The sequence below is a fragment of the Xanthomonas sp. NCPPB 1067 genome, assembly GCF_020783795.1.
Lineage (GTDB): Bacteria > Pseudomonadota > Gammaproteobacteria > Xanthomonadales > Xanthomonadaceae > Xanthomonas > Xanthomonas melonis.
The window spans coordinates 189,256-209,343 of the sequence record NZ_JAJGQG010000004.1 but is presented as its reverse complement, the minus strand read 5'-3'; the positions used below and the strand labels follow the sequence as shown (position 1 = coordinate 209,343).

Below are 20,088 nucleotides of genomic sequence, written 5' to 3'. Positions count from 1 at the left end.
CATTGACTCCGTTCGCGGCCACGACGCCATGGTGGCGACGTGTCTCTCCAATAATTTCATTCCCCTGCACAGGACTATGGTGTTCATCCTTTGGGCCTCAGCAGCGACGCGCTAGTTGGACCAATGCATGCTTCTAGCCGCTCGCTGCTCAAGTCGTTCACAGCTTCCGGCGTCAAGCATCCGGCGTGGAAGAGCCCGAGGTATTGCCCCCTGGTCAGGGCGAGCGGCAAGTTTGTGAGCGGCAGGGCACCGGCCGGAAGGCCGAATTCGAGTCGTTGCAGAACTTCGTCGAGTCCCGCCAGGAACGTGGGCTGGTCCGGGAGGAGCGCCGACAGGATTTGGTGCGTTGAGCGCAGGTGAAAGCGGGTTGCGTCGGTGATTCCGATGATGTTTCCGTATCCGATCGCGCCTCCGAAGGGCGTGGTCGAGAACCGCTTCTCCAACACGTCGACGGGGGTGCCCTCGATCCAGTCGTACAAGAGCGCCGCGCGCTTGCATCGGCACCAGAACTCAATCTCGTCCCGGCAATATCGCTGCAGTGCCTGCGTCATCGCATGCCCATAACGCTGCGCTACGTCATTGGCGCGCATGCTCTCCGATCGCCCCCGCTTCATGACCGGTGTGTAGATCGCATCCATTTCGTCGAGGACCTGCACCATCGCTAGCACCTGGGTGGGCGACGTCTGTGCGGCGTTCAGTTGTTTCATCAACTCGACCAGCCGCAGGCTCGACCCAAACGACAAGGACGAAGCGCCGCAGGCGCGTCCGAGCAAGGTCAGGTGGATCAACTCGCCCTCGCGCTCGGCCAGCCCGGCCTGCAGCAGGCGGTCGACCAACGCGGTGACTTCATGCTCCACGATCGCGATCCATTGTGGGTTTGCACGTGATGCAGAGTAGCCGCCGAACGTGTTGACCAGGAGGCCAGGAATTTCGCTGGCTCGCACGCCCCGAACCTGGCTAAGCAAGCGCAATGTCCAGGTTGGCAGGTCGCGCTGCTGGAAGGATGACTTCACGTCTTCAGGCACGCCGAGCACGTACTTCTGGAACAGTTGCGCGCGTTCCATCGGCGTGTCGGCAAGGATGATGGCCTTGCCGGTCTCGTTGTATCCGAGCCGTCCTGCCCGTCCTGCCATGTTCTTGTACTCGGCGACGGTGAATGGGCGGCCGTCCTCACCGACGAACTCGTTCTCGGCCAGGATTACCGTCGATGCCGGCGTGTTGATGCCGGCAGCTAGCGTTGTGGTGGCCACCAGCGCATGGATACCGCCGCCAGCGTTGCGATAACCTTTCTCGACGGCTTCGCGCTCGGCGCGCAAGAGATTGGTGTTGTGAAACGCGGTGCCCCCCGCAAGGCATTCCCGCAGATCCTGCGAGGCGCCGGTCAGATCCTGAGTCGGCAGCACGTCCAGGACGGTCGTCGCAGGACCCAGGCCCAATTCCTTGGACAAGTATTTGGCGCACCCCTGTGCCGGACCACGCATGTTGCGGAAGACCAGCAACTTCTCGCCCTGTGCAACCAGTTGCTGAACCAACGGCACGATCACGTCTTGGGAGCTGGGCTTGTCGCGACGCTGCACGATACGATGCGCAGGCAACAGGGCTTCGGTCTTGGTGGTGCCGTCCACATCGACGAACTGGAACGTCCCGCGCCGATCGAGCACGCCCTCGACCAGGGGCACAGGCCGCTCGCGGGACATCAATAAGGGCAGGTCGAGCCAGCGATCGAAGCTGTTGAGGTTGCCAATGACCGCCGACAAGATCACCAGTTGCGGCTCGATGCCGCGCTGACGCGCCCGCAGCAGAAGCGCGAAAATCAACTCGACCGTAATGCCTCGATTTGGGTCCGTGATGAACTGGCCCTCGTCAAGCACGACGAGGCCGAGCTGGTTGAGCAGGCGCGGCGAGCCGAGCGCTAGATTGAGAAAGGTTTCGTAGGTGAAGAAACCCAGGTCATAGCGACCGCCCAACACGGGGCCAATGCCATCCGTTGCATCACCGCTGCACCGAACGACGCGCAGGCCCGCGGGTCCGTATCGCTCGCTGAACTCCTCGAACTTCTCGTTGACCAGCGCCCGATACGGCAGCAGAAATGCCGCCTTCTTGCCGGCTGTGACTGCCTGAATCGCAGCCAGTTCGCCGATCATGGTCTTACCCGAGCTGGTCGGCGCGACCACCAGCAGCGATCTGCCGGACAGTACGCCGTGTTCGTTGACTGCCTTGAGTTGCAGCGCATTGAGGCCTCGCGGAAAGTCCGTCGTCCACTGATCGACGATTTCCGGCGGAAAGCCGTGCGCGGAAAATTCCGCAAATGACCCCGACATTTGCTGAACCGCTCTGGCCGGGAACGCAGCGGCGTAGTTGTCACCACGCTTGAGGGCTGGAAACACAAGGCCACCCTGGACGTTGCCCAGGAATACAGGCGTCTGCGTCACACTGATACGCTCGGCCTCGACACGCGCCAGCCGGATGATCTCGCCGGCGATTTCCGGAAAGCTGACCGAGTCGCCGGCCGCACCCGTCAACGCCTCGATCACGGCATGCGTAAGCAGTCCGTGCCCGGTGCCCGGCTGCTCCCAGGCAGACTCATTGGTTGCACAAGCGGCAAGCAGAATCCGCCCTTCGCCGTAAATCCCGGTCAACGCAAATGCGCTTCGCGGGCGAGCTGCAGCCTCCAGCACACGGGCAGGCGCCTGCCCGCTGAAGCAGCAGTCAAGCACGCACAGCACCGCACGCGCCTTCGTCGCCTTGAAGGCATCGGCCAAGCCCGCCATCGACAGGCCTGTACCGGAAAGATCGGCTGCGTTGGTATCGAACAGGACTAGGTTTCCATCGGGAGAACCGTGCCCAGCGAAGGTGATGACGACCACCTCATCCTGACACGCGGCCGACAGCGTTCCGAGGATGGTTTGTGAGACTTCTGCATGCGTGGCGGCCTCATCGACGAGCAGTCGGCCAGCCAGCCCTTCGACAGTGTCGGTAAACAGCGCCCATAAAGCCGTCGCATCGCGGCGGGCCCCGCTCAACTCAGGAATCGTTGCATCGAGGTGTTTGTTGATGCCGACGAAGATTGCTTTGATTGCCATGCCGTCTCCGGTTCGCGCTGAAAATTACTAATCTTGTCGCTCGCAGGCCGGAGCCCCCACTTTTTTGGGGTCATCGCTTTCACCAAAACCAAGCTTGGCAAAGGACGCAGACCATCGTCTGAAGCCTACCGTCTTGTCCTCACAGACAAAGCGGCCAGCAAGATGACCAAGCGAGCTGTATGTGGTCTCATCTTGCCATCAATTCCATTGCGAAATGCGTTGATGCACAGCGTCAAAAACTCTTTTGCAGCAAGCGTGGAACGGCAGACAACAGCATTGCCAAGCCCGACACGGTGAGTAGCCCCAGCACGACCTGCCGAAAGGTCGCCTCGCTCAGGCCGACATACAGTCGAGCACCAAGCAAGGTCGGTACGAGCATCGCAGGGGCTACGATGGCGAACAGCGGCAGCATGTCCCGCGTGACCGCCCCGGTGCCCAGGTAGGTCGCCATTGTGACCAGCAGCATCGACAAGTTGAAGTTCTGGATCACGGCGCGCTGCTGGTCCTTCTCGTAGCCGCGCAGCGTGCACCACAGCGTGGGCAGCGCGCCGGTGAAGCCGCCAAGGCCGCCCATGACGCCACCGGCCAGTCCCACGACCCCGTCGGCCACACGTCCGCCTTTGCGAATGCGGGGTAGCTGCTTGGCCATCAGCATCGCGGGGCACCACAGCACCAGCAACGTGCCCAGGATCGCCTTGAACATGGCCATATCGATCCGCGGCAGCAAGGCCACGCCCAGCGGAATACCCGCGAATCCGCCCAACACGAAAGGCAGCAACAGGCGCCAGTCAAAACCACGTCGCACCGATGCCACGGCCAACAGTTGCCCTGTCAATGCACCGAATACGGCGAGCGCCGCGGCAACGCGCGGCTCCAACGCCCAGGCCCAAAACGACATCGCGACCAGACTGAACGCAAAACCCGACAAGCCCTGCACGAAGCCTGCCACCACGGCACCGATCACCACCACCCAAAACACCTCGTCCACGTACCCGTCACTCCGATTCGCTACGCGCTGCGCTCACCCCACATCTTGCCTCGCCACCGCGTCATATCCCAGCTCTCGCGACTGCAGGTACCGCGCACCCGGTCCTTTTGCCAGGTGTACGTCCAACTGCGAATGATCGACCTCCAGCCGATCGATACACGAGCTGGCAAAGCACTCCAGGCCCTGCCCTAGCGTCTCAACCGCATCCACGGTCACGCAAGCGGCCAGCAGATAGGTCGTATTGAGTTGCAGACGCGCGCTCGACAGCGAGGCACAGACCATCGCGTGGTCGGACAGCACCTTCATGCACATCATCTCCAGCATGGAGGCGTGGGTCGGATTGACCTTGCCGGCCATGCTGGAGGAACCCGGCCCCACCGCGGGCAGTAACAGCTCGCCTAATCCGCATGCGGGCCCCGATCCCAGTAGCTCGATGTCGCGGCAGAGCTTCAAACACACCACCGAGATCATGACCAACCCGCTCCACACCGTCAGCAACGCCGTATCCACCACTTGGGCCGCGCATGGCTGCGGCGCAGATTGAAACGGCATGCCCGTCAGCGTACGCAGCTCCTCCGCAAAGCGTGTCCCGAAGCCCGGATGGACTCCTGCGCCGTTGCCCACTGCACCGCCCCCTTGAGGGAGCACTCGCAGCGTCTCGCAGGCGGTCGCCAGATGGGATTGAGATCCGCGCAGCAAGGCGGCGAATCCACGGAACTCCATGCCTACCGTCGTGCAATGCGCGTCGCGCAGAAAGGTGCGACCGACCTTGGCTGTCTCATGATGCCTCGCTGCGAAGAGGTCCAGCGCCGTCACCAAGGTCTCCAGCGATGAAGAAAACGAAGCCTGTAGTTCGCGGGCCAGTGCCATATGCACCACGGTCGGCCAGCTGTCGTTGGACGACTGGTTCCGGTTGACGTGGTCGAGCGGATGGATTTCGGCAACCGCCCCGATGTCGGGTGACCCGGCCTTGGTCTCGGCCATGAGCTCGGCCGCCCGGCACGCGATCACTTCGTTGACGTTGATGTGGGTCTGGTTGCCATCGCCTGCCTGCCACATTCCGAGTGGGAAATGCGCGTCCCACGCCCCCGCCGCCACTTCCTGCGCAGCAAGTGCAATGGCGTCGGCAATGGGCACCGGCAGTTCCTGCAGGTGCGCATTGGCCCGCGCGCTCGCCTGCTTTTGCAGCCCGAAAGCGTGGATCAGGCTGCATGGAATCCGGCCCAGGCCGCTCGGATAGTGCATGAGGGCATCGGCCGTGTAGGCGCCCCATTTCGGATCGACCATTCTTGGCTCCTTCAATCCGGGATATCGCGGGTCGCGAGCACCATGATCACCTCGACCGCGCCGCCACCGGGCAACGACGCCACGCCCACCGCCGTGCGAGCGGGCAACGGTGATTGCGGCAGCACGTCCTGCAGGCAGGCCGACGCCGCGTCCATCACCCGCACGTGGTCTCGGAAGTCCGCGGTACTGCTGATGAAGCCCTGCAGCGTGACGACCCGATCGACCCGGTCCAGGGTGCCCAGCGCCTTTTGCGCCGCGCGCAGGAGCAGCAGCACTGCGGCGGCAGCCGCCCGTTCGCCGATAGGTACGTCCTCTTCGCCTCGCAGTGGACCGGCGATGATGGCACCACCCCGCCGCCCCACCACGCCGCTGGACACCCAGCAATCGCCAATCTGGAAGAAGCTGCTGTAGCGGCCCGATGGCTTCAGCTCAGGCTCGCCCGCCACCAGTGCATCGAGCCTTCGGTCGGCTGCGCAAACAACGTGGTTCATATCCACTGCCCTCCCCAATCTGTTTCCAACAGCGCTTGGCCACCCACCCAGCAGCCCTCGGCCTCCTGGGTCACCGCGGGCATGCGCACTGTGATCTGAGAGGGAGATCCCATCGCCTCGCCCTGCCGGACGGTGACCACCGCGGACCTCGGCCCCACCAGCGCCATGCGGCGCAATCCCCAGGCCAGGGCAGCGGCAGCGATGCCTGTCGCCGGGTCCTCCAGATAGCCGGACGCCCTGGGAAACTGTCGCGCACTGCAATGCACCTCCCGCGGTTCGACGCGGGAGACGGCATAGGGATACAACCCGGTTGAACCAATGCGCTCACAGACGATAGGTACCTGCTCCGCATTGACGCGCAGGGCCTGCAGGGTTTGCATGCTGTCCAGCCGGATGAGCGTCTTGGCCCGACTGGTGGAGGCATTCAATACGCCATCGACGACCTGCGACGTTCTGAGCCCCAGGCACTGCACAATCGAACGGATGTGCCCCTCGCCCAGCAACCGCATGCAAGCCGGTGGCTGGCTGATTTCGATGCGACCGTCCACCCTGCGCCCATGCACCGTCCCGCTGGCCGTGCGGATCGCGACCGGGCCTCCGTCCCAACGGTCCTGCGCATGCAGCAGCCACAGCGCGGCGATGGTGGCATGGCCACACATTTCCATCTCGTGCATCGGTACGAAGTAGCGCATTTCCCAGCGATGCACACCGTCGCTGCACGCGGTCACGAAGACGGACTCGTGACCGCTGGCACGCGCATGCGATTGCATCTCGGCACCGGTCATGGCCTCGGCGTCCAGCCAGACCGGCGCGGGATTGCCGCCGCGTGGATCGCCATCGATGGTGAAGACCCGCACCAACGGTGCCCGGGTCGATGCATGGCTTGGACTTGGGGAAACCCTATGCTGGGAGTGCATCGTGCTCACTCCACCTTGGCACCGACCGCGCGGGCGATGCCGCCCCACAGGGCGATGTCGGCACGGATCCGCTGCGCGAACGCCTGGGGCGTTCCGGCCACCGGAGCCACGCCGCGGGCGAGCAGATCGGCCCGGACTTCCCGGTCCTCCAGCACCCGGCTCAGCGCCGCGTGCAGCCGCTGGATCACCGGCTCCGGTGTCGCCGCCGGTGCCATGAGGCCATACCAAAGCTCGGGACGGAAACCCTGCATGCCCGCCGCCGCGAAGGTGGGAAGGTCCTGGAACACGGCCGAAGGCTCGGTGATCGCCAGGGCCTGCATGCGCCCGGCGCGCACCTGCTGCACGAGCGCCGTCGGGTTGTCGAACAGCACCTGCACCTGCCCGGCCATGAGATCGGTCTGCGCCGGTCCGGCGCCCCGGTAAGGCACATGCGTCATCTCCACCCCTGCTCGCTGCTTGAACAGTTCCGCGACCAAGTGACTCGCACTGCCGTTTCCGATGCTGGCGTAGTTGATCGTGCCCGGGTGGGCCTTCGCATGGGCGATGAATTCTGCCGGGGTTCGCGCAGGGAATCCTGGCGCAGTGACCAGCACGAAGGGAGTGGTACCCAGCAGGCCGATGGGCACCAGGGCGTTGGGGTCGTAACCGAGTTTCGGATACACCGCCTGGGCAGAAGCAATGGTCGTTGTCGTGGCAGCAATCAACGTGTAACCGTCTGGCGTGGCCTTGGCGGCGGAGGCCGTGCCAACGGTTCCGCCAGCACCGGCGCGGTTGTCGATGACGATGCGTGCAGCAGGTCCCAGGGCGGCCTGGAGTTTCGGGGAGATCGACCGAAAAACCACATCCGTGCCCCCGCCGGCAGGAAACGGGACGACAATGGTGATGGGTTTGCTAGGGAAATCCTGCGCGTTCGCGATGCGGGAAGTAGCAGATGCCAAAGCGAGGCATGCCGACAATATGCCGAGGCGCCAAAAGCGCTGAGATCGAAGAGTCATAGCAGTTCTTTCAAAAAAACGCAGTGGATGAAACGCTGCAATTAATTCTTCGCGAACACTGAGTGGAGCGCACATCCGATTGCGACATCACTCAGCACAATCGCGACAAGGGATGGATATGCAACAAGAATTGGGACCGCAGGGATTGCGGGTGTCTCCCTTTCGGGAGCAGTTGCGCCATGGCTCTACGCTGGTGGCGAATCACCGGCAGGGCTACGCAGCGTCACCTCACACGCACGATTGCGACATGCTGTTCGTGCCGATGCAGGGACGGTTCGAGATCGTGGATGCGTGGGAGCGCAGCCTGCAATCGTCGCCTGGCGACTTTTTGTGGCTTGCTGCAGATGCGGCCCATGCCACGTCCGCCCAGACGTTTCGGCAGACGCACCTCGCGATCTATGTCGATCCGGAACTTTGGTCTGCTGTCTTGGAAGCACAGGCCATCGTCCGCCCCTCGCAGGGCTTGCGAACGGGAAGTGCAGCACTGGGCGCGCTCTCGCGTCGCCTGCTCGACATTGCAGTACACGGTCGCGAGATCGATACCACCGCTTGGTGCGGTGCGGTGGTGATGGAAGCCGCGCGACTGTGTTCGCACCCGGTTCGGAACACCGAACCGCACCCTTCGCGACACATCGCCAGCCTGCTTGCCGACCACATCGAAACCGACCTGGATCAACCACTCGCGCTGGATGCGTTCGCGCGCACTCAGCGGCTGTCGCGCCGCCAGGTCGAGCGCTACTTCCGCCTGCAGTACGGCCACTCGCCCCTGGAGTTCCAACAAAGCAAGCGTCTGCTGCGCGCCAAGTACCTGCTGGAAAACACCGAGGAATCGGTGCTGTGCATTGCGCAGCAGGTGGGCTGGGAGTCCGGCTCCTACCTGGCACGGATCATGAGGAAATCCTTCGGGATGTCCGCCTCGGAGTTGCGGGCGCACACAGAGCGCAGCGCCTGCGCACCACGTACGAAATAACGCACAGGCGTTTCAGGGAAGCCTGATTCAAGCGGCAGCCGCCGACGCATAACGTCGGGGCTGCGAGCAGTCCGACGCACCGTTGTTTGCCATCGCGCCCCTGCTCGGAAGCCACTGCGGCGCCGAGAGCGCTGCCACGTGGTCACTTTCCGCGCGACCGCAGAGGACAGCGCCCATGAAACGCATCAACGATATCGTGGAACCGGAAATCGCCTTGGTCCATGCACCGCAGGCGCAGCAGGCGCTGCGCAACGCCTATCGCGATTGCATCGAAAGCCTGCGACGTATCGAAGAATTTTTCGACGCCTTTAGCACGATGGCCTGGCATCCTGATGCCCGGCGCATCTTCTTTCACAACTGGCGCAGTCCGGGGATCGGATCGGCCAGTTTCTGCGCCCTGGCCTTCCGCGTGCTCGAACAAGCCGAGCACGCACCACAGGATCGCCAAGTGCTCTTGTTGCGAACGGCGGCCCGTGTGTCCGAGGTGTCGCGCGAAGACGTGGGCATCGGCACGACCAACCACCAACTGCTGTACGACCGCTTCGCCACCGGCCTGACCGGCGACGACCAATGGAAGCTGGATCGGTACCGCATGTCCGGCGCCAAGGCATATCTCAATGCCTCGCGGCGCTACCGGGAAAACGGGGAAGATCTCGGGGTGGCCATCATCCGTTCGCTGCCGGAAGAGCTTTACAACCACGGTGAATTTGCCTATGCCACGCCCTGTTTCGTGGCTTGGCGTCGTGATCGGCTGGGCCGAGGCCAGGAAGAAATCAAGGAGGATTTGCAGTTCCTTCACGATCACCTGGGCACCACGGAAAGTGGACACTTCGCCGCTCTGGTGCGCGGCATGGAGGACTACTTCGCCGCAGCACAGCGGGAGCCTGACTGGCAGTTGCTATACCAAGCGAGCCGGCAGTTGATCGAGAACATGGCGACCCACTACGGGCTGCTGATGCAATACATGCAAGCGGCACACACCCGATCCGAACTGGAAGCGGTGGCCTGATCCAGGCGCAGCCGCCAGCGCCCGATGTGCGGCATGTTCTCGCAGAATCCTTGCATCCGAGGAGCGCCCGCATGCACACCCGCTGGAAGATTCTCGCCGTGTCCACGGGCGTGCAGCTGTGCGCGGCGCTCGGGACACAGAGCATCGGTGCATGGGGTGTGTTCGCGCAGCAGCGTTTCGGGCTCACCCATGCCCAGCTCGGCCTGCTGGCCACGCTCTGCGGCGCCATCACCATCCCCGGGCTGTGGCTGGCCGGCTGCGCCCTGGACCGTCACGGAGAGCGATGGCCGGTCGCCGCTGGCGTGTGCATCGTGGCCGCTGCCATGGCCTTGCTGGGACTGGCCGACAGCTACCCCGCCTGCCTGGCCGCGATGGTGCTGCTGGGCCTGGGCTACAGCCCCATCCAGCCGGGCGGCAGCCGGGTCGTCCACGGCTGGTTCCCGCCGGCGCAACGCGGACTGGCGATGGGCATCCGCCAAGCAGCGTTGCCCCTCGGAGGGGCACTGGCAGCGCTGCTCTTTCCTGCGCTCATCGGCGCACGGGGCTGGATGGATGCGATGGGCAGCGCAGCGCTCCTGATGGGCCAGGCGGGTGGGGCATTCGCCTGGATTCATCGCCCGGCACCGATTGCAGCACCGCATGCTGCCCCGCGTGCCGGCCCGGCCGGGCACGCCACGTCGTTGCCCATGGTAGTCGGCGCCCTGCTGGTCCTGGGACAGACGGCCATCAGCGTGTACTGGGGACTGTTCATGGCCCATGTCTTCGCGCTGCCGCTGACAACCGCGACAGCGCTGCTATTCCAGGCGCAACTGGCCGGAGCCGTGGGCCGCATCTTCCTGGCACGCGCCAGCGATCGGCATCCCGGCCAGCGATGGATGAGCGTTGGTGGATGCGCATGGGGATGTGCGGCCGTCATGGCCTGCACCGCACTGCTCCCCGCCTCGGTGCCGCTGACATGGCTGGTCAGCCTGAGCTGCGCGGCGGGCTTCTTCGGCTTTGGCTGGTATGGGCCCTGGGTGGTCTGGCTGACGGAATCCGCGCGGGCAGACCAGACCGGCCGAGCACTCGGCGCAGCCATGGCCATGAACCAGGTGTCGATCGCCCTGCTTCCGCTAGCGTTCGGATGGAGCGTCGATCAGATCGGCGGGTATCGCCCGGCATGGTGGGCATTGTCAGCCAGCACTGTCATCGCTGGCTTGCTGTGCGGATGGACAGGGAGAACAACCCAGTCCATTGCCAAGCAATGAGACGTTCGTGCATCGCACTCTATCGGCATCGCGCGGTGCCCGATTGGTGCCGGACAGCAGGGAAGGACTTGCGCCACCCTGCGGCTGGGTTCGCCATCTCGGTGCAGCCCCATCCTGCCGACGGGCCTGCATGTTCAATCTTTTCCAACGCTCGCGGGCGAAACGCCCAGACGCATCGGCTCTCGTGGCCACGCCGCCCTCCGCGGCCCCCTCCAGCCTCGTGTCGCCGCAATCGGCGCAGGCCCTACTCTCCACGGCCCGTCGCCAGCGCCTCATCGAGCACATCTGGCAGCGCACCTCGCTCTCGCGTGCGCAATTCGACAATCTCTACCGGGCGCCGCTGCAGCGCTACGCCGAGTTGGTGCAACAATTTCCCGCTTCCGAGAGTCACCACCACGCGTACCCGGGCGGCATGCTGGACCATGGCCTGGAAATTGTGGCCTATGCGCTGAAGCTGCGGCAGTCGCATCTGCTGCCCGCTGGCGCCACGCCCGAGGCCCAGGCCGCCCAGGCGGAGGCCTGGACCGCTGGCGTGGCCTACGCTGCGCTGGTGCACGATCTGGGCAAGATCGCGGTCGATCTGGAGGTCGAGTACGGTGATGGGAGCGCATGGCATCCATGGCACGGCCCGCTGCTGCGCCCGTATCGATTCCGCTATCGCGCCGGGCGCGAATATCGCCTGCATGGCGCGGCCACCGGGTTGCTCTACGTGCGCGTGCTGGACCGGGACATCCTGGACTGGCTCAGCGGTTTTCCGGACCTGTGGGGTCCGCTGCTCTACGTCCTGGCAGGTCAGCACGAACATGCCGGCGTGCTGGGCGAACTGGTCGTGCAAGCCGATCAGGCCTCGGTCGCGCAATCGCTGGGTGGAGATCCCGCCAAAGCCCTGGCCGCCCCTCGCCACGCCCTGCAGCGCAAGCTCCTCGACGGCCTGCGCTACCTGCTGCGTGACCAACTGAAGCTCAACCAGCCCGAAGCCTCCGATGGCTGGCTGACGCAGGACGCCCTCTGGCTGGTCAGCAAGACCGTCTCGGACAAGTTGCGCGCGCACTTGCTGTCGCAAGGCATGGAGGGCATCCCCACCAGCAACCTGGCGGTGTTCAATGTCTTGCAGGAGCATGGCATTGCGTTGCCGACACCCGATGGCAAAGCGATCTGGCGGGCCACGGTCCGAAGCGACGGCGGCTGGTCCAATACGTTCACGTTTCTGCGCCTCTCCCCTGCCCTGGTCTGGGATGCCTCCGAGCGGCCGGAAGCCTTCCATGGCCAGGTGACTGTGGTGGAGACGGATATGAAGGACGATCTGGCGCCGGTGGCAGCGGCGGATCATCCAAGCCCCTCAGCATCTCCGCCGCAGGCGCCCGAAAGCGAAGCCGCTGGCCGCCCACCCACCGCCGCGGCCCTCCCCTTCCCATCGGCCCCACCGCCGCACGATGGAATCGATGCGCTGCTGGCGCTGATGCAGCCGGACGCGAAAACGCACGAGGACGCGCCGCAAACGCCCTTCGAAACTGTCGCGCCGGCCATCACTCCGCATGGTGGAGGCACGGCATCCACCACCGACTGCGCTGGCCTTCCCGCCGATGGGCAAGCCACACCATCGGGCAGGCATTTCCTGAGCTGGTTGCGGCATAGCATCGTGAGCCGCCGGCTCGTCATCAACGATGCCAAGGCGTTGGTGCACACGGTGGCGGACACCGCCTACCTGGTCAGCCCGGGTGTCTTTCAGCGCTATGCGCAGGAGCATCCGGAGGTCGCCGCTTTAGCCAGGCAAGAAAAACTTCCCGAGTGGCAGTGGGTGCAAAAGCAGTTTGAAAAACTGCGCGTGCATCGCAAGCAGCGCGACGGACTGAACATCTGGACATGCGAGGTCGCCGGTCCTCGCAAAACGCGCAGACTGCATGGCTATCTGCTCATTGACCCCTTGATGGTCCTGCCGCAATCCCTTCCTGGCAATCCGTATCTCGTCTTGAAGGAGCCGGCGCCAGAATCGGAGGCTGATAAGGGCGAAACGGCCGTCCACGGCTGACGCTTTCCACAAGTAGCCATTGGATGGCAGCGCGCACAGTCAGGATGCGTGATAGCGCCCTTGCGCCGGTCCGGCTATAAAAGGGACCAGCAGCCGAGGTATCCCTACCTGGCCCGCCCGGTGGATAGCCATCGGCCCGAACGTTGCTGGTCTTTGTTGTCGGCCTGCTCGGACCTCGTCACCGAGCTGCGGGCTGTAACGACCCATCCGACATCCATAGATTGCCGCGGACCATCGAGCGGCTCCATCGGGTCACCCCTGACGGGCTTGTAAGAAGTCACTGACTGCTTTGTAGGGTGGATCGCACGCACGCCTGATTGCAGTCACACAAATCAAAGCGAAGGGCCTAGCGCTCATTCGCACTCGAAATCAATGTCGATCAGATGCTGGTCGCGGTCCTTGCGCGTCGTCGCCGTGCAAGACCTGACGTCGTCGCCGACGCGCTTGTAGATCTGCACCGCGCCAAGGGCGCCGTATTCGCACACCAGGTAGATTCCATAGGGATTTCTGCTCTCAAATTTCCAGACGCCCTTTGAGACCCCCGATGATTCCTGCTCATCGCCACCGTCAGGGATCAGCGAGGCCAAATCGCGAGGGTGCCCTGAAAAGACACCCATGGAAAAGAATGGCAAAGACCCGTCTCCCTTGAGGATGGCCCGGGTTCCTTCCGGTACATCCTGGGTTTGCAGGACCGTCTCTGAAACAGCCAGTGTCGTTGGACACTTCAACGTGTCCTTGGCAAACGCTGCACCGCATAGCAGCACCCCAGCCAACGACATTGCCGCGATCGCAGCGGTTGAAAAACGTTTGGATGACACGCGATGACTCCTGATGCGTTGGGCTTATGGGTTGGAGGGCGAGGACGACAACAGATTCGTGAGCGGAAGCGAGTGCGCCGGGCCGCCTGGACGGCACTGGCGAAGTCGCTCGGTCTCCGTGGCGACCTGGGCTGGCTCCCAGGTCACCCGGATCAACGCGTACCGATGCGGCATCGCCCATTGATTCGGACCGGTATCGATCGCGCTGTATCCAGTCAGGCAGTCCGAGGCGGACCTGGCTACCCTTGCCGCGCTCAGGGTGCGGTAAGAACCTGCGACGACGGCCTGCACCTGCGGCGGCGGAGGTTCCTCGGAAAACACCTGCTGTTCGGTATCCCACTTCAGCTGACGAGCAAGCACGTCATCTGCAGCATCATCGTCAGGCGAGAAGAACAGCGAGACGTAGACCGGGGCATGGCGCTTGGGGATCGCGACCCAGGATACGTGAGGGCCCTGCGGCTCGACCTTGGACCACGCCACTTTCAGATCATCCGATACCGCGGTCAACAGGGCGTGCTGACGTTTCGGATGCTCGAACCCCGCAGTCTGCGTCACGAGCAGTGCATACGCACCCGTTTGCTTGCCCGGCTCAAGCGGCACCGCGCCGGCGGAGACGGCGACCTGATGCTCCTCCAAGCCCGTCGTCCAGACGCGTGGCAAAGCCGCTCCGAAGAATGCGATGGGTTCAGCGGTGTGCGTCTGCGCATCGGCTCCCCATGCCGGCGCGCCCGACGCGTACCACGTCAACCTGACCGGTCCATGCGTGTTAACGCCCATCTTCGCGTGGCCTTCTGCAGACTCTGCTTGCGATGTCCTCGCGACCAAGCGCACCTCAAAGGGACATGCGGCGTCATCGCATGGGACGAGAGCGAGCTCGTAGGTCGAACGGCGTCCGCCATCCACGCCAATATCCGCGGGAAGTGACTCCAGCACCTGGCGGCTTGGATCATCGGGAGCGCACGCATCGACGGATCCCAGCATCTCCACCACTGGTAACACACCCATCATCATCGCAGGCACGATCGCCCTGCCAACATACTGGCCTGGAGACAACCTATGCCGAATCCATCGACGCACGCAGTCCTGCACCACCTAGCTCCTTGCGCCTGAGAAGTTGCCTGGCTTGAGCCATCCGACCCCGTCAAGCAGACCATCATGTCCTTCTCGCATGCCTCGTTGGCGATAAACCACCTGCAGTCGATGGCGTCCCAGCCGCCGTCGAGTGGATGCGATGCGCGAGGCGATGCGCGGTGCATCCGTCGACCAATGGCAGCCCCACGAGCAGAAAATCGGCAGGCTTTCGCTCATCGGGGAGAAGGGCTTGCGGTGTAGAGATCCGATGCGACACGAGGCGGGTGCACGACGAGGGTGCTGTACCCGCGGTAGCTGCCGGTCTTGAGCTGGTCGGTCACCCAGACGATCCATTCGGGTGCTTGGCCCTTGCCATGGTCGATGATGCCCACCACCTCCAACCGGAAGAACTGCTCCGGGGTGTCCACTTGCACGGTGCTGCCTTCGGATCGAACGTCGCCGGGCAGCAACGCACTGAGCGTGCGCTTGCTGGCATCAGTGCGATTACGCAGCGATGAAGGGAATGAGCGCAGGTCCAGCTTTTCGTACAGGGTTTTGCCCTGTTCGCCGGAGGCTGCGGCCTTCTGCGCGACGAAGGGCTTACCCGCAATGATGCGAATGCTGTCGCACAACCGGTACTCGCTTCGAATCTCGAAGTTGCGAGTCGATTCGGCTGGCTTGCTTGTCGACAACAGATCCGAATACTCCAGGCAGTTCTTGGCCGAAGCGCCGTTGTCGAACGCGAGCGGCGTGCGCCCGGCCGGCAGGGTTGCTTTGAGGTTTTGCAGCGCCGAGAGCAGTTCCGGGTTGATGACATGCACCACACCAGCAGCGTTGTCGGCAGCAGCACTGGTGTTGGCAGCATGCAAAGCACCGGTCACCATCACCGCAGCGGCAAGGGCTATCGCCCGTTTCATTCGCAGCGCTCGCGCAAGCAGCAAAGGGATCAATCCAGGTTCATCGGCTGTTCGGTGACATGCCTGAGCAAGCAGGGATGCAGGTGGTCCTTCGGATAAATCCAGGGTGCCTCTTCCTCCGTGCCCGCCGATGCCAAACCGAGATCACGGTCAATCGCATCGAAATAATACTTTTGCGACAAGCCATCCAGCCGGGAGATCACATGCTGGGGAATCGGGGTGCCGTCGGGCTGCCGGCTCCAACCGGTCTTCTGGATGGTGAACGATCTCCAGATCGGATCGGTATTGAAGTTCGTGGCGCTGGAGGACAAGGCCACGTAGTCCGTGCCGTCTTCGTCCTTGTACTTGACGACCTCGCGCAGCACCCTGAGGGATGGCACGTCCTCGATTTCATCGGGATTGCGGCGATCAAGAATGTAGAAATAGAACATTGTCTGACTGGCCAGATCGTACTGAATGATCAGTTCGTCCGACCCCGGATGCAGATAGTTCTCCAGCGTTCTGCGGTAGCGTGAATCCGGAGAGGGATGGCTTTTCTGAAAATTCAAGAACGACGTCAGCGTCGCCGACTGGCTTCGAGCCTCGGCCAGCGCCTCTTGATACTCCCGATCAATCGCGCGGTTAGCGAGGATGTAGTTGATATCCTGCACCAGCGCTTTACCGTGGTCGTCGCAGAAACGCTCGAATGACAGTGGGGACAGCGAAATTGCAGCAAAAATACCAGTCGGATCCATGTTGACCTTCGATGACGGTTTGCACCAGGTAGCGGCTGCGCACGAGCCAAACCAGTGTCGTGCAAGCACATGCATTTCTTCAAGAAGACGAGCGAGAAGGACCACGCCCTACCCCGTCTTTTTCGGCTATCGCATGGGCCCTCAGCAGATTAAATAAAACGGCCTGTACACGCTGCTGGAGCGATCAGCATGACTGGCTGTCCGAGATCAGTCTCTCAAAACCGATTCGGATGAACTCCTACTCCAATCAAGTGACCCCTCATAGCTCGGCCTGCACCAATTGCTGCAATTGCACTGAACTGGGAAAGCTGCGCACGCGATAGCGCGGCGGGTAGAAATCTGGCTGCAGCTCCATCAATGCACCGACAACGCCGACCGCCTGGTTCCACTGCACCACCACCACGTCGGCATCGCCTTCCTCGTTAGAGGTGACGAAGGCGATGCGGTCGGCCTTAGGCAGCAGGATGTCTACATCTTCGGTCCAAGTGGCGAGCGAGAATTGATGGCCGCTCCCGTCGTTTTCCTTGTACAAGCGGTAGGACGCGACAAAGATGTCCAGCTGTTCGGTCTTGTGCACCGCCTGCAGCAACTCGTTCTGCATGGCATAACTGGAGGCGTCCATCATGCGCCGCAAGTCGTCTTGGCGACGCAGGTGCTGGGGCTGCGACAGCGCGAAGGGCACGATGCGGCGCTCTTCGTATGTGTAGGCTAGCGCGGAAATGCAGCGCCCTTGACTGGCGGCTTCGATGCTCAGTTCCAACATGGCCGCCATCGGCGCTTCGTCGCGGTCGCCGACGACCAGCAGGCAGTCGCGGGTGGGCAGCATGAACACAGGGCGTCCCCTGACCGCTACGCGCTCGATCACGTCGGGCAACAGCACGCGACTGGTATCGTAGGCGTCCTGCCAGGCGCCCCGGAATACGCCCGGGGCCACCTCTACGAAGCGGTCTGAGGTGGCGTCGCGCAGGTTGTCATGAGCGATGGCCAGACCTTGTTCCAGGGTGATGCCCCATTCTTGATTCGGCCCCTGCAACAGGGGGGAGACGGACTCAGTGCGGTCGACGGCCAGCAACTCGACGCAGTCGTCGGCGATGTCGCGGAAGACGACAGTGAACGCGGCGTCGGGACCGTGCTCACGGCGGTGAACCAGCCGCATTTCCTCTAGCATGGCGCGATGGCGCAGCACCGGCATCAGTGTAGGCCGCACCTTTTCGAACGTCATGGCCTGGCTTTCTCCGTTGTTCCCTTCCATGAAGGCGGCGACATAGCTGCGGATCGCTTCGTCCCGGTGGCGGTGGTCGGAATTGCTGTAGGTTTGATACAGGTTGTGGAGATTGATGGTGCGACCATTGCGACCGACCAGTTGGAACGTGTCCGGATCGTAGTCCATGTCTTCTCCAGCGCCCTGCGCGCGCAACGCGGCGAGGAATCGCTTGGCAAAAGTGTCAGGGCCGGGTTTGCGGTTGAATAGCATGTCGAACAGTGCAGCGAACATCAGCAGTGGTCCTCGGCGAATGGGGTCATGCGTGCGCTCGGCCAGAACATAGTCACCCGGCCTTCGCCTCTGTAGTAAGTAGTCCCATACGTCATCTCTTCCTGACAAACATGGGCAGGCAAACTTGCGGCTGTCATACGGTATCTAGAAATCTTTGGAAAAATTAACCCGAATCACCGCACAGTTCTTCTTCGATAAGGAGACGAGCGAGAAGGACCGTACCCTACCCCGCCTTCTGACGTGCCGCATATTCGACCATCGCTCGTGCCGCTGGCACACTGGCGCCTTCGAATCGATGCAGACTGCCCCATGCTGCCCGCCCTGAACGTGCTGCTTACCGTGCTGGCCGGTGCCGCGATGTGCAGCGTAGGCGCCGCATACGCCGTCACCCATGACCGGTCACCGGAGTGCGTCAAGGCACCGGCCCTCACAGGGGACACGGCGTTGTGCACTGCGCAGCATGGCTTGCTGAAGCTCACGTATGAGCGCGCGTCTGGCCGCATCGTGCTGCAGGCGCCCACTGCACGAAAGACCGTGCTGGAGACCATCCCCCACCCTTACGACCCCGCACGGGTTGGCGCGGAGAACCTCATCCGCTGGCTACCAATGAAGCTGCAGCCTTATCTCGCACACGGCAAGCTGCTCTATTTCTCCGCACGCCGTTCATCACCAGGCGATGGGCATGGCTACTGTGGCGCGGGTGCCGAGATCAGCGTGACCGCGGTGAACCTGCGCCCCGTGCCGAAGGTCGAAGGACATGTGCCGGTGTCCAGCTGCCTGGACAACATTGAACTGGCAGCCAGTAGCGGCAACGATCTGAGTCCCTACACGGTCAGGGATGGGAAGTTGACCATTGCATTCAGCGCCTATCCGGGCCGCGGACAGGCTGTGGCTCAGATCAACGACGATCTGAAAGGACTCGACTTCTTGGTATCTCCATGATCTTCGATCCGCCCCTGATCCAACGCAACCTGTTCGCCATGAAAAAGCTGATTCGCATCGTTCTCCATGCTGCGTCCCTTCTCGGCCTGATGGTCATCGCACTCACCGGGCGGAAAGATGACCTGATCTACGAGATGGACCCGTCCATCCCCCCGCATGCCATCGAGCATGGCTCCGGCAACCACGTCGTCGTAGCCGGAGTTGTGTTTGCGCTCGTGGCACTGGTGCAGGCGGTCCTTGGCGTTAGAACCCGCTCGCCGTGGGAACGGACGCTCTCTGCCAGCTTGATCATTGTTGGGATGGTGCTTGTTGCGCTGAGTTCGGCAAGGTGACGTCGTGTGTACGGTGACCTTGATGTCTACGTCGACGCCAGCGTTGTCACCCACTTTTATGCAATCTTTCACTTGCTTCGAGAAAATGGATCTTCGATGGCAGCCAATGAAATGCTCTTTCTGAGCAGCATCGCCAGCCTTTACTTGATGCTGGCAATCAGTCCAGGCCCCAATTTCCTGGTGATCACGGCAACGGCCATCAGCCAGTCCCGGCGCCAGGCATTGTGTGTGGGGCTGGGTGTTTCCACGGCCAGTGTGGTGTGGGCCAGTCTCGCTGCGGTGGGCCTGGGCGTGGTGCTTGGGCAGTACCACTGGGCCCAACAACTCCTGCGCGCGATCGGCGGTGTCTATCTCGTCTACATCGGCATCAGGATGTTCCATGGAGCGGATCGACCGATCACGCAGCGCGATCAAGCTCCCGCAATGCAAGGCTCATGGCAGGCATATCGCTACGGCCTGGCAACCAATCTGACGAACCCCAAGACACTGGTGTTTTTCAGCAGTGCCTTCGCGACACTCTTCACCCCGAACCTGGCCTTATGGGCCAAGGCAGCCGCGGTACTGGTGGTCGCGGCGATCTCGCTCACCTTGAACACCGTGATCGCCAATGCGTTTTCTGCCGACGCGGCCCGCAAGCGTTACGCGACCGCCAAACCGATCATCGACCGATTGACCGGCGGGCTACTGATCTTCTTCGGCGCAAGACTTCTTCTACCCAAATAGGAACCCTGCAGCCATGTTCGCTGCCAGATCGTCCTGGCTT

18 protein-coding genes are annotated in these 20,088 nt (G+C 62.9%); 7 read left to right on the top strand and 11 right to left on the bottom strand.

Features of this window, described 5'->3' with window-relative positions; translation table 11 throughout:
• Positions 1–83: 83 nt before the first annotated feature.
• The 6 genes from LL962_RS05300 to LL962_RS05275 all read right to left on the bottom strand — a co-directional run bounded on the left by LL962_RS05300 (position 84) and on the right by LL962_RS05275 (position 7,761).
• Positions 84–3,083 (bottom strand): DEAD/DEAH box helicase, encoded by a 3,000-nt coding sequence (locus LL962_RS05300; protein ID WP_228316182.1) that lies wholly within the window; start codon positions 3,081–3,083, stop codon positions 84–86.
• 232 nt (positions 3,084–3,315) lie between these two features.
• Positions 3,316–4,071, bottom strand: a complete 756-nt coding sequence (locus LL962_RS05295; protein ID WP_228316181.1) for a sulfite exporter TauE/SafE family protein — start codon at positions 4,069–4,071, stop codon at positions 3,316–3,318.
• Between the two features lie 33 nt (positions 4,072–4,104).
• The gene (locus LL962_RS05290; RefSeq protein WP_228316180.1) at positions 4,105–5,358 is read right to left on the bottom strand and encodes a lyase family protein; all 1,254 of its coding nucleotides are present in this window, start codon (positions 5,356–5,358) and stop codon (positions 4,105–4,107) included.
• 11 nt (positions 5,359–5,369) lie between these two features.
• A complete protein-coding gene (locus LL962_RS05285; protein ID WP_228316222.1) occupies positions 5,370–5,849 on the bottom strand; it encodes a RidA family protein in 480 nt (159 codons plus the stop codon).
• Positions 5,846–6,766 carry a PhzF family phenazine biosynthesis protein gene (locus LL962_RS05280; RefSeq protein WP_228316221.1) on the bottom strand — a complete coding sequence of 307 codons (921 nt, stop codon included), beginning with the start codon at positions 6,764–6,766 and terminating at the stop codon, positions 5,846–5,848. The genes LL962_RS05285 and LL962_RS05280 overlap by 4 nt, the downstream gene beginning before the upstream one ends.
• Before the next feature lie 5 nt (positions 6,767–6,771).
• The gene (locus LL962_RS05275) at positions 6,772–7,761 is read right to left on the bottom strand and encodes a Bug family tripartite tricarboxylate transporter substrate binding protein (protein WP_228316179.1); all 990 of its coding nucleotides are present in this window, start codon (positions 7,759–7,761) and stop codon (positions 6,772–6,774) included.
• A gap of 247 nt (positions 7,762–8,008) precedes the next feature.
• Between LL962_RS05275 and LL962_RS05270 the strand changes: the two genes are divergently transcribed.
• The 4 genes from LL962_RS05270 to mobH all read left to right on the top strand — a co-directional run bounded on the left by LL962_RS05270 (position 8,009) and on the right by mobH (position 13,016).
• Entirely contained in the window at positions 8,009–8,731 is a 723-nt protein-coding gene (locus LL962_RS05270) for a helix-turn-helix domain-containing protein (RefSeq protein WP_228316178.1), read from the top strand.
• 175 nt (positions 8,732–8,906) lie between these two features.
• Positions 8,907–9,740, top strand: a complete 834-nt coding sequence (locus tag LL962_RS05265) for a hypothetical protein (RefSeq protein ID WP_228316177.1) — start codon at positions 8,907–8,909, stop codon at positions 9,738–9,740.
• 71 nt (positions 9,741–9,811) lie between these two features.
• Positions 9,812–10,987 (top strand): MFS transporter, encoded by a 1,176-nt coding sequence (locus LL962_RS05260; RefSeq protein WP_228316176.1) that lies wholly within the window; start codon positions 9,812–9,814, stop codon positions 10,985–10,987.
• A 130-nt stretch (positions 10,988–11,117) separates the two neighbouring features.
• Complete coding sequence (gene mobH, locus LL962_RS05255; RefSeq protein WP_228316175.1) at positions 11,118–13,016, top strand: MobH family relaxase; 1,899 nt, start codon at positions 11,118–11,120, stop codon at positions 13,014–13,016.
• A 353-nt stretch (positions 13,017–13,369) separates the two neighbouring features.
• Here mobH and LL962_RS05250 read toward each other — a convergent pair whose 3' ends face one another.
• From LL962_RS05250 to LL962_RS05230, 5 genes are all read right to left on the bottom strand, one after another.
• Positions 13,370–13,834, bottom strand: coding sequence for an STY0301 family protein (locus LL962_RS05250; RefSeq protein WP_228316174.1), 465 nt, complete (start codon positions 13,832–13,834; stop codon positions 13,370–13,372).
• Between the two features lie 24 nt (positions 13,835–13,858).
• Positions 13,859–14,845: a hypothetical protein gene (locus LL962_RS05245; RefSeq protein WP_228316173.1), complete on the bottom strand. Its 987-nt coding sequence runs from the start codon at positions 14,843–14,845 to the stop codon at positions 13,859–13,861.
• Between the two features lie 293 nt (positions 14,846–15,138).
• Entirely contained in the window at positions 15,139–15,855 is a 717-nt protein-coding gene (locus LL962_RS05240) for a hypothetical protein (RefSeq protein ID WP_228316172.1), read from the bottom strand.
• A complete protein-coding gene (locus tag LL962_RS05235; RefSeq protein WP_228316171.1) occupies positions 15,852–16,556 on the bottom strand; it encodes a hypothetical protein in 705 nt (234 codons plus the stop codon). The genes LL962_RS05240 and LL962_RS05235 overlap by 4 nt, the downstream gene beginning before the upstream one ends.
• Before the next feature lie 259 nt (positions 16,557–16,815).
• A complete protein-coding gene (locus tag LL962_RS05230; protein WP_228316170.1) occupies positions 16,816–18,051 on the bottom strand; it encodes a DUF1444 family protein in 1,236 nt (411 codons plus the stop codon).
• Between the two features lie 309 nt (positions 18,052–18,360).
• On the opposite strand from LL962_RS05230, the gene LL962_RS05225 reads away from it, so the two are divergent.
• The 3 genes from LL962_RS05225 (at position 18,361) to LL962_RS05215 (ending at position 20,048) form a co-directional block, all read left to right on the top strand.
• Positions 18,361–18,993, top strand: coding sequence for a hypothetical protein (locus LL962_RS05225; RefSeq protein ID WP_228316169.1), 633 nt, complete (start codon positions 18,361–18,363; stop codon positions 18,991–18,993).
• Positions 18,990–19,325: a hypothetical protein gene (locus tag LL962_RS05220; RefSeq protein WP_228316168.1), complete on the top strand. Its 336-nt coding sequence runs from the start codon at positions 18,990–18,992 to the stop codon at positions 19,323–19,325. Before LL962_RS05225 ends, LL962_RS05220 begins: the two co-directional genes overlap by 4 nt.
• A gap of 96 nt (positions 19,326–19,421) precedes the next feature.
• Positions 19,422–20,048, top strand: coding sequence for a LysE family translocator (locus LL962_RS05215; RefSeq protein WP_228316167.1), 627 nt, complete (start codon positions 19,422–19,424; stop codon positions 20,046–20,048).
• The last annotated feature ends 40 nt before the right edge of the window (positions 20,049–20,088 follow it).

Bases quoted from the DNA above. Each gene is read 5' to 3' on its own strand.
- LL962_RS05300 (WP_228316182.1), bottom strand. From the start codon at position 3,083: ATGGCAATCAAAGCAATCTTCGTCGGCATCAACAAACACCTCGATGCA.
- LL962_RS05290 (WP_228316180.1), bottom strand. From the start codon at position 5,358: ATGGTCGATCCGAAATGGGGCGCCTACACGGCCGATGCCCTCATGCAC.
- LL962_RS05285 (WP_228316222.1), bottom strand. From the start codon at position 5,849: ATGAACCACGTTGTTTGCGCAGCCGACCGAAGGCTCGATGCACTGGTG.
- LL962_RS05280 (WP_228316221.1), bottom strand. From the start codon at position 6,766: ATGCACTCCCAGCATAGGGTTTCCCCAAGTCCAAGCCATGCATCGACC.
- LL962_RS05275 (WP_228316179.1), bottom strand. From the start codon at position 7,761: ATGACTCTTCGATCTCAGCGCTTTTGGCGCCTCGGCATATTGTCGGCA.
- LL962_RS05270 (WP_228316178.1), top strand. From the start codon at position 8,009: ATGCTGTTCGTGCCGATGCAGGGACGGTTCGAGATCGTGGATGCGTGG.
- LL962_RS05265 (WP_228316177.1), top strand. From the start codon at position 8,907: ATGAAACGCATCAACGATATCGTGGAACCGGAAATCGCCTTGGTCCAT.
- LL962_RS05260 (WP_228316176.1), top strand. From the start codon at position 9,812: ATGCACACCCGCTGGAAGATTCTCGCCGTGTCCACGGGCGTGCAGCTG.
- mobH (WP_228316175.1), top strand. From the start codon at position 11,118: ATGTTCAATCTTTTCCAACGCTCGCGGGCGAAACGCCCAGACGCATCG.
- LL962_RS05245 (WP_228316173.1), bottom strand. From the start codon at position 14,845: ATGATGATGGGTGTGTTACCAGTGGTGGAGATGCTGGGATCCGTCGAT.
- LL962_RS05235 (WP_228316171.1), bottom strand. From the start codon at position 16,556: ATGGATCCGACTGGTATTTTTGCTGCAATTTCGCTGTCCCCACTGTCA.
- LL962_RS05230 (WP_228316170.1), bottom strand. From the start codon at position 18,051: ATGTTCGCTGCACTGTTCGACATGCTATTCAACCGCAAACCCGGCCCT.
- LL962_RS05225 (WP_228316169.1), top strand. From the start codon at position 18,361: ATGCTGCCCGCCCTGAACGTGCTGCTTACCGTGCTGGCCGGTGCCGCG.
- LL962_RS05220 (WP_228316168.1), top strand. From the start codon at position 18,990: ATGATCTTCGATCCGCCCCTGATCCAACGCAACCTGTTCGCCATGAAA.
- LL962_RS05215 (WP_228316167.1), top strand. From the start codon at position 19,422: ATGGCAGCCAATGAAATGCTCTTTCTGAGCAGCATCGCCAGCCTTTAC.